General features: G+C 69.4%; 13 protein-coding genes. 7 read left to right on the top strand and 6 right to left on the bottom strand.

Annotated features, from left to right (window positions below; translation table 11 throughout):
- Positions 1-64 precede the first annotated feature (64 nt).
- From ACQP2X_RS33115 to ACQP2X_RS33135, 5 genes are all read left to right on the top strand, one after another.
- Positions 65-922, top strand: a complete 858-nt coding sequence (locus ACQP2X_RS33115; RefSeq protein ID WP_498688622.1) for an NAD-dependent epimerase/dehydratase family protein — start codon at positions 65-67, stop codon at positions 920-922.
- A gap of 185 nt (positions 923-1,107) precedes the next feature.
- Entirely contained in the window at positions 1,108-2,307 is a 1,200-nt protein-coding gene (locus tag ACQP2X_RS33120; RefSeq protein ID WP_498688624.1) for a hypothetical protein, read from the top strand.
- 92 nt (positions 2,308-2,399) lie between these two features.
- Positions 2,400-4,475: an ATP-dependent zinc metalloprotease FtsH gene (gene ftsH, locus ACQP2X_RS33125; protein ID WP_498688627.1), complete on the top strand. Its 2,076-nt coding sequence runs from the start codon at positions 2,400-2,402 to the stop codon at positions 4,473-4,475.
- A gap of 254 nt (positions 4,476-4,729) precedes the next feature.
- Positions 4,730-6,253 carry an alkaline phosphatase D family protein gene (locus tag ACQP2X_RS33130; RefSeq protein WP_498688629.1) on the top strand — a complete coding sequence of 508 codons (1,524 nt, stop codon included), beginning with the start codon at positions 4,730-4,732 and terminating at the stop codon, positions 6,251-6,253.
- Between the two features lie 9 nt (positions 6,254-6,262).
- Entirely contained in the window at positions 6,263-7,429 is a 1,167-nt protein-coding gene (locus ACQP2X_RS33135) for a hypothetical protein (RefSeq protein ID WP_498688632.1), read from the top strand.
- Here ACQP2X_RS33135 and ACQP2X_RS33140 read toward each other — a convergent pair whose 3' ends face one another.
- On the bottom strand, positions 7,430-8,668 hold the full coding sequence (locus ACQP2X_RS33140) for an FAD-binding protein (protein WP_498688635.1): 1,239 nt from the start codon (positions 8,666-8,668) through the stop codon (positions 7,430-7,432).
- Between the two features lie 98 nt (positions 8,669-8,766).
- Between ACQP2X_RS33140 and ACQP2X_RS33145 the strand changes: the two genes are divergently transcribed.
- Positions 8,767-9,423: an STAS domain-containing protein gene (locus ACQP2X_RS33145; RefSeq protein ID WP_498688637.1), complete on the top strand. Its 657-nt coding sequence runs from the start codon at positions 8,767-8,769 to the stop codon at positions 9,421-9,423.
- Here the strand turns inward: ACQP2X_RS33145 and ACQP2X_RS33150 are convergent.
- Complete coding sequence (locus ACQP2X_RS33150) at positions 9,337-10,293, bottom strand: sigma-70 family RNA polymerase sigma factor (protein ID WP_498688640.1); 957 nt, start codon at positions 10,291-10,293, stop codon at positions 9,337-9,339. The genes ACQP2X_RS33145 and ACQP2X_RS33150 overlap by 87 nt on opposite strands.
- A gap of 98 nt (positions 10,294-10,391) precedes the next feature.
- Between ACQP2X_RS33150 and ACQP2X_RS33155 the strand changes: the two genes are divergently transcribed.
- Entirely contained in the window at positions 10,392-11,180 is a 789-nt protein-coding gene (locus ACQP2X_RS33155; protein ID WP_498688641.1) for an alpha/beta fold hydrolase, read from the top strand.
- Here ACQP2X_RS33155 and ACQP2X_RS33160 read toward each other — a convergent pair.
- Genes ACQP2X_RS33160 through ACQP2X_RS33175 form a run of 4 tightly spaced genes read right to left on the bottom strand, consistent with a single transcriptional unit; the run spans position 11,114 to position 14,827 of the window.
- Entirely contained in the window at positions 11,114-11,686 is a 573-nt protein-coding gene (locus ACQP2X_RS33160) for a hypothetical protein (RefSeq protein WP_498688642.1), read from the bottom strand. The two genes, ACQP2X_RS33155 and ACQP2X_RS33160, sit on opposite strands and share 67 nt — an antisense overlap.
- Positions 11,683-12,516, bottom strand: a complete 834-nt coding sequence (locus ACQP2X_RS33165) for a carbohydrate ABC transporter permease (protein WP_498688644.1) — start codon at positions 12,514-12,516, stop codon at positions 11,683-11,685. The genes ACQP2X_RS33160 and ACQP2X_RS33165 overlap by 4 nt, the downstream gene beginning before the upstream one ends.
- Positions 12,516-13,481, bottom strand: a complete 966-nt coding sequence (locus ACQP2X_RS33170; protein ID WP_498688649.1) for a carbohydrate ABC transporter permease — start codon at positions 13,479-13,481, stop codon at positions 12,516-12,518. The genes ACQP2X_RS33165 and ACQP2X_RS33170 overlap by 1 nt, the downstream gene beginning before the upstream one ends.
- A 23-nt stretch (positions 13,482-13,504) precedes the next feature.
- A complete protein-coding gene (locus ACQP2X_RS33175; protein WP_498688652.1) occupies positions 13,505-14,827 on the bottom strand; it encodes an ABC transporter substrate-binding protein in 1,323 nt (440 codons plus the stop codon).
- Positions 14,828-14,838 lie beyond the last annotated feature (11 nt).

Consider the following 14,838-nt stretch of genomic DNA (forward strand, 5'->3'; position numbering starts at 1 on the left):
CACGATGAGTGGGATCACAACTATTCGTTGGTGGCGGATAGCCGCCGCGGGTAGATCTTTACCCATGAACATTCTTCTGGCCGGCTCGACCGGCTACATCGGGTCGGCCCTGCTTCCGGCGCTGGTCACGGCCGGTCATTCGGTCACCGCGCTGGTGCGCGACGAGACAAAGGCTTTGGCTGTACGGGGTAAGGGTGCGGCCACGGTCGTCGGGGACATCACGAATCGCGCGCTGGTCACCCCGCTCGCGTCGGCGGCCGACGCCGTCGTCACGGTGGCGTCGCCGGGCGGGGCGAGCAGCAAGGACGACGAGACCGCCTTCGCCGAGGCGGTGCTCGAGGGTCTGGGTTCGGGCAAGACCTTCGTCCGTACGGGCGGGGTCTGGGTCCATGGCGCGGGCGTCATCGACGAGGACACGCCGCGGGACGCGCCGGCCCTGACCGCGTGGCGGGAGGCGGTCGACACCCGGGTGCTCCAGGCGCCGGGCATCCGGTCGATCCTGATCGAGCCGGGCATCGTCTACGGGCACGGCGGCGGCATCCCGAACGTGGCGGTGGCCGCGGCGCGGGCCGGCACCTTCGTCGGGCCGGGCACCCAGCACTGGACCACCGTGCACGTGGACGACCTGGCCGAGCTCTACGTGGCGGCGCTGGAGCGGGCCGAGACGGGCTCGACCTTCCTGGGCGTGGGCGGCGACAATCCGACGACCCGGGAGATCGGTGAGGCGGTGGCCCGCCGGCTCGGCCTCGAGGGTGCCGGGCCCGAGACGGCCGAATCGCTGGTGGAGCGTCTCGGGCTGTTCGGCGAGGCGCTGCTGCTCGACCAGCAGGCGTCCGGGGAGAAGGCGCGCACGGTGTTGTCGTGGAAGCCGTCGCGGCCGTCGCTGCTGGAGGACATCGCGAACGGGTCGTACGACGCCTGAACCACCCACATGGCCGGAAGCTGAGTGCGGCCTCGCGCCGCACTCAGCCGATCGCGAGAGGCCGGAGCTGGGATTTTGCGGCTGGGCGGCCGGACGCCGCGTACAAATCCCAAAAATCTTTTCCGGGGTTTGATCCGCTCGTGGGAGCGCTCCCGTAAGGACGGGTGAAGCACGTTGGTTCTCCCATGGCGGAAGGCGCAGTCCCAATGTACAGATCCCGGTTCAACAAGTCTCGTGCGAACGCGCGCCGCTGGCAGATCGGCGCGGGAGTGGCGGGAGTCGCGGTGGTTCTCACGGGCGTGGGGCTCGGAGTGGCATCGGCGGCGGAGACCGTGCCGACGGTGAACTGTCCACAGGTGAACAATCTTCCGGCCGTTCCGGCGCAGGCCCAGAACGAAGTGAAGCAGAACCTGGAACTGCTGAACACGCAGATCCGGGAGGCGAACAACCGCATCGCCTCGACCGTCGGACAGGGCGGGCCGAACTTCATCCAGAACGCGATTCTGGGGCCCCTGAAGGACAAGCGTTTCGCGACCATCAACCGCATCGAGACGGCGATCGGGCGCAACGCGGCCAAGCCGAACCTGAACGCCGAAGGGCTTTCCGGGTGCTCGCTGAACCAGAACGGCGGCTCGTCGGCGCAGCAGCCCGTTGAGGTGCCGGCCGCTGGTTCCGGCAACGCGGGCGGCGGAAACACCGGCGGCAACGCGGCTCTCCCGACCGTCAACTGCCCGCAGCTGACCAACCTGCCGGCCGTTCCGGCCCAGGCGCAGGCCGAGGTGCAGCGCAACCTGGAACTGCTGAACACGCAGATCCAGGAAGCGAACAACCGGATCGCCTCGACCGTCGGACAGGGCGGCGCGAACTTCATCCAGAACGCCATTCTCGGCCCGCTGGAGGACAAGCGTTTCGCCACCATCAACCGCATCGAGACCGCCATCGGGCGTAACGCCGCCAAGCCGAATCTCAACGCGGAAGGCCTCGCACCCTGCTCGCTGAACCAGAACGGCGGGGCCTCGACCTCCCAGCCGACCGAGGTGCCGGCGGCCGGCAACGGTGGAAACGACGGCGGTAACGGCGGGAACGTGGCGGTCGCCACGGTGAACTGCCCGGCTCTGAACAACCTGCCGGCCATTCCCGCCCAGGCGCAGGCCGAGGTGCAGCGCAACCTGGAACTGCTGAACACGCAGATCCGGGAAGCCAACAACCGCATCGCCTCGACGGTCGGACAGGGTGGCCCGAATTTCATCCAGAACGCCATTCTCGGCCCGCTGGAGGACAAGCGCTTCGCCACCATCAACCGCATCGAGACCGCTATCGGGCGTAACGCCGCCAAGCCGAACCTGAACGCCGAGGGCCTCGCGCCCTGCTCCCTGAACAGCTGAAAGATCTTCCCGGCCGGCCTTCGCGCCGGCCGGGAAGTCACGCTCATCACGTGAACGCATTCCCGTCATTCGACGGGGGTAGCTTCGCGAACATGCCCGCCGACACGCCGCAGCAGAACCAGCCGCACCGCCCCCACCCGTGGAAGGTGGAGGGCGCGCCGCCCGCTCCCCCGCCCGGACCGCAGAAGCCCCAGCGGTCGTCGTGGGTCCGGTTCGGCGTCACGCTGGTCATCCTCCTGGCGCTCAACTGGATCATCTCGTCGGTGCTGCTGGCGCCGCCCGAGCGCACCGCGGTGTCGTACACGTACTTCCTGACCCAGGTCCAGGCCGACAACGTCTCCGAGATCACCTCGACCGGGGAGACGATCGAGGGCCAGTTCAAGAAGGAAGTGGCCTACACGCCGAGCGGCGAGACCGACTCGGAGAAGGTCGAGCGGTTCAGCACCGAACGGCCGTCGTTCGCCGACGACAACCTCTTCGCCCAGCTCCAGGCCAAGAACGTGCCGGTCAACGCGAACCCGCCGGACGCGCCGGCCCCGCTGTGGCAGCAGCTCCTCGTCGGTTTCGGGCCCACGCTGCTGCTGGTCGGCATCTTCGTCTGGATCGCGCGGCGCTCGGCGGGCGCGCTCTCCGGCGGCGGGCTCGGCGGATTCGGCAAGTCCAAGGCCAAGTTGTACGAGCCTGAGGGCGGCCCCCGGACGACCTTCGCCGACGTGGCCGGCATCGAATCGGTCGAGCAGGAGGTCACCGAGATCGTCGACTTCCTGCGTGAACCCGGCAAGTACCGCAAGCTCGGGGCGCAGATCCCGCACGGCGTGCTGCTGTCGGGACCGCCCGGCACCGGCAAGACGCTGCTGGCCCGCGCGGTGGCCGGCGAGGCCAGGGTCCCGTTCTTCTCGATCTCGGCGTCCGAGTTCATCGAGGCCATCGTCGGCATCGGCGCCAGCCGCGTCCGCGACCTGTTCGACCAGGCCAAGAAGGTCGCTCCGTCGATCATCTTCATCGACGAGCTCGACGCGATCGGCCGTTCCCGCGGCGGGAGCCAGTCGTTCGGCGGCAACGACGAGCGCGAGCAGACCCTCAACCAGATCCTGACCGAGATGGACGGCTTCACGGGCAGCGAGGGCGTGGTCGTGCTGGCCGCCACCAACCGACCGGAGATCCTCGACCAGGCGCTGCTGCGCCCCGGCCGTTTCGACCGCCGTGTCACGGTGAGCCCGCCCGACCTGGCCGGCCGCCGCCAGATCCTCCAGGTGCACACCCGCGGTGTGCCGCTGGCCCCCGGCGTCGACCTCCAGGGCATCGCGTCGTCCACGCCCGGCTTCGTCGGCGCCGATCTGAAGAACCTGGTCAACGAGGCGGCCCTGCTGGCCGCCCGGCGCAAGCACGACCAGGTGGCCAACAACGACTTCACCGACGCCCTGGAGAAGATCACGCTGGGCACGGTCCGCGGCCTGATGCTGACCCCCGAGGAGAAGACCCGGACGGCCTATCACGAGTCGGGCCACGCCCTGCTCGGCATGCTGACCCCCGGCGCCGACCCGGTCCGCAAGATCTCGATCATCCCGCGCGGCCAGGCCCTGGGCGTCACGTTCCAGAGCCCGAACACTGACCGCTACGGCTACTCGGCCGAATATCTGCGCGGCCGCATCATCGGCGCGCTGGGCGGCCGGGCGGCGGAAGAGGTCGTCTTCGGCGACATGACGACGGGCGCGGAGAGCGACCTCGACCAGGTCAGCAACATCGCCCGCCAGATGGTCGGCCGCTGGGGCATGTCCGACGCCATCGGCCCGGTGACGGTTCTGCCCCCGCCCGGACAGGAGTCCCCGTTCGGCCTGGACGGCATCGCCCCGGCCACCCGGGAGCTGATCGACGCCGAGGTCCGCAAGATCGTCGAGGAATGCCACGCCGAGGCCCTCTCGGTCCTGAGGGCCCACCGCGACCAGCTGGACCGCCTGGCTCACCGCCTCCTGGACACCGAGACGCTGGACGAGGCCGACGCTTACGCCGCCGCCGGCGTGGACCGCGACACCGCCCCTGGCGCGGTGGCCCGGGGCGAGGCCCCCGGCACCAGCCCGGCCCCCGGCCTCCCGGTCTCGGTCTCCCCGGAGTCGGCCGCGGTCTCGGTCGCCGCCGACGCGACCTCGGCGTCGTCGCCCTCCGACTGACGACCCCGGCACGACAAGCGGCCGGCGCCTTCGGGCACCGGCCGTTTTTCATTGTCTGACGCCGTACACCACCTCGGAGTCAAGCGAACATTTCGGGCGGCGCGACACGGCAGCTCAGCTCGTCCGCGCACGACGCCGAAAACCTTCGGCCAACTCCGCTTCATCGGCTTCTTTCGATAGCTTGCAAGATCGGCCATCCGGCGGACGGGCGAGCACCGCCGGGCATTCACATGACATCAGGAACGTACGCGTTCATGACTGCCATCAAGCGCCGGGTCTTCGTCCTAGGTGGACTGGCCACCGCGGGAATGACCGTCCTCACGAAGCAGGCGAACGCCGCCACGCCCTATCCGTTCAAGCTCGGGGTCGCCTCCGGCGAACCGGACTCCAGCAGCGTCGTGCTCTGGACCCGCCTCGCGCCGGCCCCGCTCAACGCCGACGGCCAGGGCGGCATGCCCAACGCCGACGTCACCGTCGAGTGGCAGGTCTCGACCACCGACACCTTCGCCACGCTGCGGGCCAGCGGCACGGTCACGGCCCGCTACGCCGACGCCCATGCGGTGCACGTCGTCGCCGGCGGGCTCGCGGCCGACGCCGACTACTACTACCGTTTCCGCGCTCAGGGCCACATCTCGGCCGTCGGGCGCACCCGCACCGCGCCGGCGGCCGGCACCTTCGGCCGTACGCTGAAAATGGCCTTCGCCTCGTGCGCGCACTACGAGTCCGGATATTTCACCGCCTACCGCCGGATGGCCGAGGACCGGCCCGACTTGATCCTGCACCTGGGCGACTACCTCTACGAGGACGCGACCACCACCGGGTCGGTGCGCGAGCATGCCGGCGCCGAGATCGTCTCGCTCGCCGACTACCGCCGGCGGTACGCGCAGTACAAGAGCGACCCCGACCTACAGGCCGCGCACGCGATCGCGCCGTGGCTCGTCGTGCCGGACGACCATGAAGTCGAGAACAACTACGCGAACATGGTGCGCGCCGACAGCAGCCCGGCGCTCACCGCCGCCCAGTGGACGGCCCGGCGGACGGCCGCCTACCGGGCCTACTACGAGAACATGCCGCTGCGCCCGGCGGCCGCGCCGACCGGCAACAGCATCCCGCTCTACCGGCGGGTGCGATGGGGGCAGCTCGCCACGTTCCACATGCTCGACACCCGTCAGTTCCGCGACGACCAGGCCTGCGGCGACGGCTGGAAGGTCTGCGCCGCCGCCGACGACAGCGCCCGTACGCTCACCGGCGCGGCGCAGGAGGCATGGCTTCTCGACGGTCTGGCCCAGCACTACGGCACCTGGGACATCCTCGGCCAGCAGGTCTTCTTCGCCCGCCAGTACGACGCCTCGGGCGCGGCGAGCATGGACGCGTGGGACGGATATCGCGCCTCGCGCTCACGCATCCAGCAGGGCTGGCGCGACCGGGCCGTCCGCAACCCGCTCGTGCTGACCGGCGACGTGCACGCGGCCTGGGCCAACGACCTGAAGGCCGATTACGCCAACCCGAACTCCGCGACCATCGGCACGGAACTCGTCTGCACCTCGATCGCGTCGGGCGGGAACGGCTCGGCGACCACCACGATCCCCAACGCGGCGACCAACCCGCACCTCAAGTTCTACTCCAACCGGCGCGGCTACGTCCTCACCACGATCAGCCCGGCCGAGGTGAAGGCCGACTTCCGCTCGATCCCCGTGGTCACCGAGCACGGCGCGGCCGTGTCCACCCTGCGCTCGTACGTCATCCAGGACGGCGTTCCCGGCCTCGAACTGCTTTAGGAGCCCCCGATGCTTGCCCTTCTCCCGGCCGTCCTCGCGGCCGCCGTCAGTTTCACCACGGCCAACAGCGTCGCCACGGGCGACCAGGACGGCCCGGCCATCGCCACCAACCGGGCCGGTGACGTCGCCGTCGTCTGGGAGGACGACCGCGACACCACCGAACCCGCGAACGACAACCACTCCGACATCTACCTTCGCCTGTTCCGCAACGGCACCCCGGCGTACGAGATGAAGCTGTCCTCCGGAGGCACCGCGGGGACGAACTGGAAGCACGTGACGCCCGACGTGGGCCTCGACGACCGCGGCAACGCCGTCGTGGTGTGGGCGGACGACCCGGACGGCAACGGTGTCTTCAACATCCCCTACCGCGTCGTCTCGCCGGCCGGAACGGTGCTGGCCTCGGGGCGCGCCAACGCGGACGCGGCCGGCGACCAACTCGTGCCGCACGTCGCCGTCGACCCGGACGGCACTCCCTCGAACGCGGCCGCGGTGGCCTTCACCGTCGTCTGGGAGGACGTGCAGGGAACGGCCTACAGTGTCAAAGCCGCCGGATACACCGGGGTCACGACGAAGGCGTACGAGGTGACGGCCTCGCCGGCCGGCGGCGCGCACCACCGTCCCGACGTCGCGGTGTCCGCCTCCGGGGACGCCACGATCGTCTGGGAGTCGGGCGACGACATCGGCCTCACCCGGCTGGCCAAGGCGAACGGCGCCGTGCTGCTGACCCCGCGCCTCGCGAACGTGACCACGACCGGCCAGCAGCGCCGCCCGGCGGTCGCGGCCAACTTCAACGGCGACCTGATCGTGGCCTGGGAGTCGGGCGGCGTGTGGGCGCGCTCGTTCACCCCGGCCGCGGCCGGCCGGCACGCCGAGGTGCAGGTCTCGACCACGACGGGCGCGGCCGCCCCGACGGTCGGGCTCGACGATCAGGCGTACGCGGTGGTCGGCTGGACGGTGAGCGGCACCGACGGCTGGCTGCGCGGGCTCAACCCGGACGGCACCTTCACCGGCCGCCTGGGCGCGCAGACCCTGACCAACACGACGACCGGGCGGCAGGACCAGTTCGCGGTGGCCGTCTCCCCCTGGGGCGAGGTGCCGGTCGCCTACACCGACGACAACGACGGCAACCTGTTCGACCAGATCCTGCTCGGTCTCGGCGCCACCAACTCCGCCTGATCAGCCGAGGAGGGCGTCCACCCACGGGTTGCGGAACGTGCCGTTCGGGTCGAGGCGCTGAGCCAAGGCCTGGAAGTCGGCGAAGTGGGGGTACTGGGCACGGATCACCGCGGGGTCCGTCGTGAAGACCTTGCCCCAGTGGGTGCGCGGGTCGAGCGGGGCCAGCGCGGCCTCCAGTGCCTCCACCACCGGCAGGACGGCGTCGGTGTCGGCGATCCAGGTGAAGTGCAGGGCCACGCTGTCGCGCTCGAAGTTGGGGCTCAGCCACAGGTTGTCGGCGGCGATCGTGCGGACCTCGCAGACCTGGAGGACCGGGGCCACCTGGTCGCGGATGGCGGCCACGGCGTCCAGTGCGGCCAGGCCGTCGGCGCGGGCCACGTGGTACTCCGACTGGAGCTCGGAGCCGTTGCTCGGGGTGAACTCGGGCTTGAAGTGCGGGAGCCGGGTGTACCAGGGTCCGGGCACGCCGGCCTGCTCGGTGCTGTTCGTCGCCGGCATGCCGGGGACGGGGTGGCGCTTCTCGGGGGCCGGGGTGGCGCCGAACCACGGGCCCTCCATGGCCTCGGCCCGCTTGAGCCAGACGTGGTTGATGTCGGCGCTGGTCCAGTCGGTGAACAGGCTGACGCTGTAGCCGTTGCCGACGATCTCGTCGAAGTGGGCGCCCAGCTCGGCCCGGGTGAGGCCGTCGTAGACGTACTGGCGCAGCTCGAACGAGGGCTTCACGTCAAGGGTGAGCGCGGTGACGACGCCGAGGGCACCGAGGCCGACGACCACGCCCTCGAAGTCGGCGTCACCGCGGTGGAAGACGGCCGGCTTGCCGGTGCCGTCGATCAGCTCGACCGAGGAGATGGCGGCGGCCAGGTTCTTGTTGCGTTCGCCCGAGCCGTGGGTGGCGGTCATGATCGCGCCGGCCACCGAGATGTGCGGCAGCGACGCCATGTTGCCCAGGGCCAGGCCGTTGTCGTAGAGGAAGGCGGCCAGCTCGCCGTAACGGACACCGCCGTCGACGCGGACGGACTGGCGGTCGGCGCTGATCTCGAGGACGCGGGGCAGACCGGCGAGCGAGACGAGGGTGCCGTCGGTGTCGGCCATCCGGTTGAAGGAGTGGCCGCTGCCGAGCACGCGGATCGGACCGCCGGCCGCGACGATCTCGGCCACCTCGTCGACGGACGTGGGACGCAGGACCCGCCGCGCACCGAAGACGATGTTGCCGGCCCAGTTCGTTACTCGCTCGCTCATCAACCCAGCGTAGGAGGAACAGCGCCGAACTTAAAGATCAACTTTTTACCTGAACGACATGACGATGAGTTTCGCGCGCATAACCGGTCGTACCGTTCATGACGACCTTAGCCCTGCCCGCGACGCTCAAGCGATCCGACATTTCGCTCTTGTGCCGAAAAATCGGATTCGCACTCGACAGACAGAGCGCGGCAAGCGAGGACAGCGAGAACGAGAGCGACGCAGCTAGCAAGGGCAGGGGTGCCAACAAGGGCGAAGGCGTGGGAGGCCAGGCCCGTGGCGGCGGCGCCAACGGGGGCGGGGGCCGCGAGGGCGACCAGGGCCGCGGCACCAGCAAGGGCGGGGGCGCCAACAAAGGCGAGGGCGCCGGGGGCCACGAGAACGAGAGCGGGGATACCTGCGAGGGCGGCGTCACCAGCAAGGGCGGGGATGTCAGCGAGGGCGGGAGCGGCGGGGGCAAGGCCGGGGGCGGCGGGACCGAAGGCAGAACCGGCGGGGTCGGCATGGTCGTCGTCGACGCCAGTGCTGTGGCTGAGCCTTCGGTGGTCACTGTTGAAGCGCTTGCCCGGCTCAAGCTTGCGGCTCGGCGGCACGGCCGTGAGATGAGGGTTCGCGGTGCGAGCCCCCGCCTGCGGGAGCTCGCGTCGCTGCTCGGACTGGACGAAGTGTTATTCGAGGTGGGCCGGGAGGCCGAAGAGCGGGAACAACCGCGCCGTGTCGAGGAAGTTGGTGACCCTCGCTATCCGCCCTTCTGAGATCTCCAGGACGATCAGCGCCCACGGGTCGTGCCCCTCCCCCGACGCGGCGATCCGGTACTGGCCGAAGGCCGGCAGGCCGTTCGCCGCCGTCGGCAGCAGGCGGGAGCCTCGGCAGCCCGAGCCCGTTCCGGCCATCCAGGCCGTGATGTCGTCGTGGCCCTGGAGCCAGAGCGGCAGCGGCGGCATGTTCAGTGTCGCGTCCTCGTGCAGGAGCGAGGTCAGAGCCTTCAGGTCGTACGCCTCGAAGGCGCTCACATAGCGCGCCAGCAACGATTTCTGATCCTCGTCGAGCGGCTTGTAGACGTCGAAGGACTCCTGCGCCGCCAGCGTCGCCCGGGCCCGCTGGAGGGCGCTGTTCACCCCGGCCACCGACGTGTCCAGCAGGTCGGCCACCTCCTGGGCCGACCACGCCAGCACCTCGCGCAGGATCAGCACCGCCCGCTGCTTGGCCGGCAGGTGTTGCAGCGCCGCCACGAAGGCCAGCCGGATCGACTCGCGTTCGGCGATCACGTGGGCCGGGTCGACCACCTTGTCGTCGGGGACCGGGCCGACCCAGATCTGCTCGGGTCGCGGCTCGCCGGGGTGGGTCGCGTGGCCCGAGCCGGCCGGGCCGAGATCCATCGGCCGCACCCGGCGCTGGGCGCTGCCGAGCATGGTCAGGCAGACGTTGGTGGCGATGCGGTAGAGCCACGACCGCAGCGCCGCCCGGCCCTCGAAGCTGTCGTAGCTCTTCCAGGCCCGCACCATCGTGTCCTGCACGGCGTCCTCGGCCTCGAAGCCGGAGCCCAGCATGCGGTAGCAGTAGCCGGTCAGCTCGGGCCGGAAGGCCTCCAGCTGCGTCTCGATCGGGGTAGCGACATCGCTCACCCCGACGAATTTAGCCGAAAAACTGTGGCGCGCCGCGATGAGTTTCCCCGAGCGGGCGAGTCTGACCCGGCACAGACCCGATAAAACGAGGAGACACCATGTACGCCGAGGTCAACGGACTCAACCTCTACTACGAGACGCACGGCGAGGGCGCGCCGCTGATCCTGCTCCACGGTGGCCTCGGCTCGGGCGAGATGTTCGCGGCGACCCTGCCCGCCTTCGCCGACCACCATCGGGTGATCCTGCCCGACCTTCAGGGCCACGGCCGCACGGCCGACATCGACCGGCCCTTGTCGATCCCGGACATGGCCGACGACATCGCCGCCCTCATCGACCACCTGGGACTGGAGAAGCCGGACGTGGTCGGCTTCTCGCTCGGCGGCGGCGTCGCCCTGCTGCTGGCGATCCGCCACCCGGACAAGGTGGGCCGTGTCGTCTCCGGGTCGGCCGGCATCCGCCGCAGCGCCACCTATCAGGAGATCCTCGACCAGCAGGGTCAGGTCGGCGCGGCGGCGGCCGAGTTCATGAAGGAGACGCCGATGTACGAGCTCTACCAGCGCGTCGCGCCGCGGCCCGGGGACTTCCCGCGTCTGCTCGACAAGATCGGCCAGGCCATGGCGCAGGACTTCGACTACACCGAGGACGTCAAGAAGATCAGCGTGCCCACGCAGATCGTCGCGGCCGACGCCGACATGTGCCCGCCGAGTCACTTCGTCGAGGTGTTCGGGCTGCTCGACGGCGGTCACCGGGACGGCGGCTGGATGGGTGAGGGCCGGCCGAAGGGCGGGCACGCGCTCGCCATCCTGCCGGGCCTGACCCACTACAACGTCGTCGACTCCCCCCTGTTCGCGGCGACCGCGCTGGACTTCGTCGACAAGAAGGACTGAACGGCGAAGAGGGCAAAACCCACAAGAACAGGCACCAGTACGGGGTGTACGAGCATCCCCAGCACGGCCACGATCGCCACGATCCCGCCGACGGGGGCAAGCAACGCCGGACGGGCCACCACGGTGGCCCGTGCCAGGCGGAGCGACCCGACACTCGCCACCAAGGCCGCAAATGCGACAAGCCCAATTCCGATGATCAAAACCACGGTGATCATGAGCCGGCCGCCCGGGACAGCGCCACGGGACAGCGCCGCCACGTCGACCGCGATCAGCCACACCGCCGCGAGCAGCAGCGGGCCGGCCAGGAGACCGTGGACAAAACGGGCACGGAACAGCGCCCACGATTCCGCGAAGGTGAGCCACCGCCCGTACACGATGTGGTGGTGGATGGAGGCGGCCCCGACGAGGAAGGCCGCCCCCAGCGTGACCACCGGAAGGGACAGGAGCGTCACCACGATGCCGAGCAGGGCCAGGTCGGCGGCCACCCGCCACGAGTCGTGTTTCATCCCTTCAGCCCGCTCGTGTTGATGCCCTCGACCAGCAGCCGCTGGAAGGCCACGAAGAACAGGAAGACCGGCACCAGCGACAGCAGCGACATCGCGAACATCGGCCCGACCGAGCTCTCACTGGTCGAGTCGATGAACAGCGTCAGCGCGACCGGCGCCGTGTAGTCCTTGAGCTCGGACAGATAGACCAGCTGCCGGAAGAAGTCGTTCCAGGTCCAGATGAACGAGAAGATCGCCGTCGTGACCAGCGCCGGGCGCGAGAGCGGCAGAATCACATGACGGAAGATCGAGTACGGGGACGCGCCGTCGATCACCGCGGCCTCGTCCAGCTCCCGCGGGATGCCGCGCATGAACTGCACCATCAGGAAGACGAAGAACGCCTCGGTGGCCAGGAAGTGCGGCACCAGCAGGGGCAGGTACGGCCAGTCGCCACCCACCCAGCCCAGCGTCCGGAACAGGATGTACTGCGGGATGATCAGCACGTGTCCCGGCAGCAGCAGCGTGCCGATCATGATGGCGAACCAGAAGCCGCGCATCCGGAACTTCAGGCGGCCGAAGGCGTACGCGGCGAGCAGGCAGCTCAGCGTGTTGCCGACGACCGTCAGCACGGCCACCATGGCGCTGTTGAGGAAGAACCGCCCGAACGCCTCGTCGAACTTGTTCCAGCCCTCGCTGAAGTTCGACGGCGTGAACTCCCTCGGGATCAGCCCGATGTTGTTGACGATCTCCTCGGGCGATTTGAACGACGTGCCGACCATCCACACGAGCGGATAGAGCACGATCGCCACGATGACGATCAGCGCCGTGAGGCGCACGTAGGGGCGCGTCATCACTTCTCCTCGCTGTCGGAGTAGTGGACCCAGAACTTGCCGGTGTTGAAGAGCAACACGGTGATCAGGCCCACCACGAGCAGGAAGACCCAGGCCATGGCCGACGCGTAGCCCATGTTCAGCTCGACGAAGCCCTTGTTGTAGAGGTGCAGGGTGTACATCAGCGTCGAGTCGACCGGGCCACCGGTGCCGCCGCTGAGCACGAAGGCCGACGTGAAGCCCTGGAAGCCGTGGATCGTCTCCAGCACCAGGTTGAAGAAGATGACCGGCGACAGCATCGGCAGCGTGATGTGCGTGAACTGGCGCCACGCGCCGGCCCCGTCGACCGAGGCCGCCTCGTACAGCTCGGTCGGCACCTGCTTGAGACCGGCCAGGAAGATCACCATCGGGGCGCCGAACTGCCAGATGGCCAGCAGCATCAGCGTCTCGAGCGCCCACTGCGGATCGTTCACCCAGGGCGCGCCCTCGATGCCGAACAGGGCCAGGAACGAGTTGAAGGCGCCCTCACGGTTGAACATGCTGCGCCAGACGATGGCCACGGCCACGCTGCCACCGAGCAGCGAGGGCAGGTAGAACAGGCCGCGGAAGAACGCGATGCCCTTGAACGCCTTGTTGAGCAGCAGCGCCACGCCGAGCGCGGCGGCCAGCTTGAGCGGCACCGCGACCAGCGCGAAGGTGACCGTGACCCGCACCGCGTGCCAGTACGAGGGGTCGGCCGTGAACATCTCGCGGTAGTTGTCGAACCCGACCCACTGCGCCTCACCGACGTCGATGAGCGGGCTGTAGTCGGTGAAGCTCAGGTAGAGCGAGAGCAGCATCGGGATCGCGGTGATGCCCAGGAGCCCGAGCAGCCACGGTGAGAGGAAGACGTATCCGGCCAGGTCCTCCCGGCGCCGGCGCGCCCGGCCTCCCCGCCGCGTGGCGGCGGGGGGCGGGGGCACCGGCTCGGTCGGACGGACCGGCATCTGAGCGGTTGTCACTTTTGAGTTCAGCCTTGTCCGATGGCCGCCTTGGCGGCGGTGACGAAGGCCGCGGCGCCCTGCTCGGGCGTCTGACGGCCGTACTGGACCTCCTCGGCGATGCGGACCAGCTCGGTCTTGACCTTGCTGTGGCCGGCCGGCGGCACGCTGGGCGAGGTCGGGCCGAACTTCTGGCTCAGCTCGTCCTGCACGGCGATGGTCTGCTTCATGGCCGGGTCGGTGGCGGTCTCGGCCACCGTCTTGCGGACCTCGAGGTTGGGCGGCAGGCCACGGTCGGTGCCGAGGATCTTGCCGGCCTCGGGGTCGTTGGCCATGAAGTTCAGCACGTCGACCACGGCGTCCTTGTGCTTGGTGCCGCGGAACGCCGAGAAGTACATCGAGGCGCGGGCCCACTGCGCGCTCGGGTCACCCGGGTACGCGACGACGCCCAGCTCGCTCTTGGTGTTCTTCTTCAGCTCGGGCATCTGGTTGACCCAGACCCACGACGTGCCGGCCTTGCCGGTGACCACCAGCTGCTTGCTGATGTCGGTGGCGTTGCCCTCGTGGATCACGTCCGGGGTCGGCGTCGCGCCGGTGTCGCGGGCGCCCTTCCACAGCTGGAACCACTTGGTGATGTCGGCCTCGTCGAACGCGAGCGTCTTGTCCTTGTAGAGGTCCTTGCCGTTCTGCCGCAGATAGACCCAGAGGGCCTGGTAGACCGCGCTCGGGTCCTGTGTGCCGGGCACCTTGGCCGTCTTGGAGACGGTCGCCGCCCACGCGATGAAGTCCTCCCAGCTCATGCCGGTCTTCGGCTCGGGCAGCTTGTTCTTCGTGAGCAGCGTCTTGTCGTACACCAGGCCCTGGGTGTTCTCTCCCATGGACAGACCGGCGAGCTTGCCGTCGACCGTCCCGTAGTCGATGAGGCCCTTGGAGATCTTGGTGATGTCGAGTTTGCCGCTCTCGGCGTACGGCTTGAGGTCGAGCGTGACGTTGCGCTCGGCGTACTCGGAGATGTAGTTGTCGTCGATCTGGAAGATGTCCGGGGCGTTGCCGCCCGCGGTGAGCGTGGCCAGCTTGTCGAAGTAGCCCTGGTTGGCCTGCCAGGTCTTCTTGAACGTCACGTTCGGGTGCTTGGCGGTGTAGAGGTCGAGCGCCTTCTCGGTCAGTTCGGCGCGCTTCTCGGCGCCCCACCAGAAGAAGGACAGCTCGATCTTGTCATTGCCCGAGCCGCCGCTGTCGTCGTCGCCACCGCAGGCCGCCGCTCCGAGGAGCAGCGGCAGGGTGAGAACGGCGGCGAGCAGTCGGCGTCGGGTACGTTGAGCGGGCGTGAGACCCCTCGTGATGGGCTCCATGACGCGTACTC

It is taken from the genome of Actinoplanes sp. CA-131856 (assembly GCF_050956135.1).
GTDB lineage: Bacteria > Actinomycetota > Actinomycetes > Mycobacteriales > Micromonosporaceae > Actinoplanes.